Origin of the sequence: Actinomadura soli (genome assembly GCF_005889715.1) — a bacterium.
GTDB classification, from domain to species: domain Bacteria; phylum Actinomycetota; class Actinomycetes; order Streptosporangiales; family Streptosporangiaceae; genus Spirillospora; species Spirillospora soli.
In genome coordinates this window covers 1-1,381 of record NZ_VCKW01000565.1, presented here as the reverse complement: position 1 = coordinate 1,381, position 1,381 = coordinate 1, and the positions used below count along the sequence as shown (strand labels likewise).

Here is a 1,381-nt window from a genome sequence, read left to right as displayed (position 1 = left end):
GCGTCAGGTGTGTATAAGAGACAGGGCCGGGGTGGTGTGGGCCCCGGCCTTCTGGAGGGTCTAGCCCCTGCGGGCGGGGAGGATGCGCTTCACGGCGAGGGCGGCGGAGACGACGGTGAAGAGGGCCAGGCCGATCCAGAGGGCCTGGAAGCCGAGCCAGGGCGAGGCGGCCGCGGCGCCGCCGAAGCCTGCGGCCACGCCGCCGATGGGGGGAGTGTTGTACATATCTACCATTTCCTTTCTTTGCGCCAAGCGGCCTGCCAGAAGGCACGGGCCTGGACGAACTGGAGGAAGACGTCGAAGATCATTTCGACGACGATGGTGCCGGCGAGGGCCATCTGGGCGGGGCCGCGCTGCCGGACGGTGACCACGCGTTCGACCATGAAGATGACGGTGATGGCGCCCCAGATCGGGCTGAACTGGATGCCGCCGAGCCAGATGGCCGAGTAGACGAGCGAGGAGAGGTAGGCGCTGATCACCAGGATGCCGATCAGGGAGAGGAGTTGCCGGCCCCAGTAGGGCCGGGTGATCGGCGTCCAGCCGTAGTCGATGAGGTTCTCCAGGGCGCCGCGCTTCCAGCGCAGCCGCTGCTGGGCGAGTTCCCGCCAGGTCGGCATCACCTCGGTGGTGAGCGTGCATTCCCTGGGACAGAGGATGCGGAAGCCGAGATGCAGGATGGCCAGGGTGAGTTCGTTGTCCTCGGTCAGGACGCGCACGTCGTAGACGTGCGGACGGCCGGGGAGGCGGCGTTCGCGGCGGGCGGCGACCACCTCCTGGAGGGTGGCGGCGCGGAAAATGGTGGCCGTACCGGTCAGGACGAGCGCCTTGCCCTGGAGCCTGCGGACGTCCCGGGCGTAGCGGGCGTACTCGTTGCGCTGGAACATCCCGACTGCGCCGCCGCCCGGCTTGCCGGTGAACGTACCGCCGATGGCGGCGTAGTGGCCGGACGCGAGGAAGTCGACCCCGTGCCGGATGAATCCGGGATCGAGCGCCGAGTCGGCGTCCATCACCATGATCGCGTCGTCCGGGCCGAAGATCGGGAGCAGCCGGTCGAGGATCTGGTTCAGCGCGCCCGCCTTCTTGTGCTCGTTCCCGCGCGTGCCGACGATCTCGACGCCGCAGAGCTGCGCCAACGCGGCGGTGGCGTCGGTGCAGTTGTCGAGGATCACCACGATGTGGTCCGGGGGACGTTCCTGCCTGCGCAGCGAGGCGATCGTCTCGGTGATCTGCTTTGCCTCGTTGTGGGCGGGGATCAGGACCGTCACCCTCATCGTGTCCGCTTGGATGGGCGGCAGGTCGCGTTTGCCGTCCCGGCGGTGGCCCCGCGCGGGAGCGGGCTGCGGGAGCGGGCGGGGCGGATGAGACGGGAGCGGTACCGGCG

Annotated in this window: 2 protein-coding genes; both read right to left on the bottom strand. The window is 69.4% G+C overall.

The window, feature by feature from the left end; genetic code table 11:
* Positions 1-60: 60 nt before the first annotated feature.
* On the bottom strand, positions 61-225 hold the full coding sequence (locus tag ETD83_RS43390) for a hypothetical protein (protein WP_171064756.1): 165 nt from the start codon (positions 223-225) through the stop codon (positions 61-63).
* A 2-nt stretch (positions 226-227) separates the two neighbouring features.
* Positions 228-1,271: a glycosyltransferase gene (locus ETD83_RS41845; protein ID WP_138650771.1), complete on the bottom strand. Its 1,044-nt coding sequence runs from the start codon at positions 1,269-1,271 to the stop codon at positions 228-230.
* Positions 1,272-1,381 lie beyond the last annotated feature (110 nt).

Bases quoted from the DNA above. Each gene is read 5' to 3' on its own strand.
- ETD83_RS43390 (WP_171064756.1), bottom strand. From the start codon at position 225: ATGTACAACACTCCCCCCATCGGCGGCGTGGCCGCAGGCTTCGGCGGC.
- ETD83_RS41845 (WP_138650771.1), bottom strand. From the start codon at position 1,271: ATGAGGGTGACGGTCCTGATCCCCGCCCACAACGAGGCAAAGCAGATC.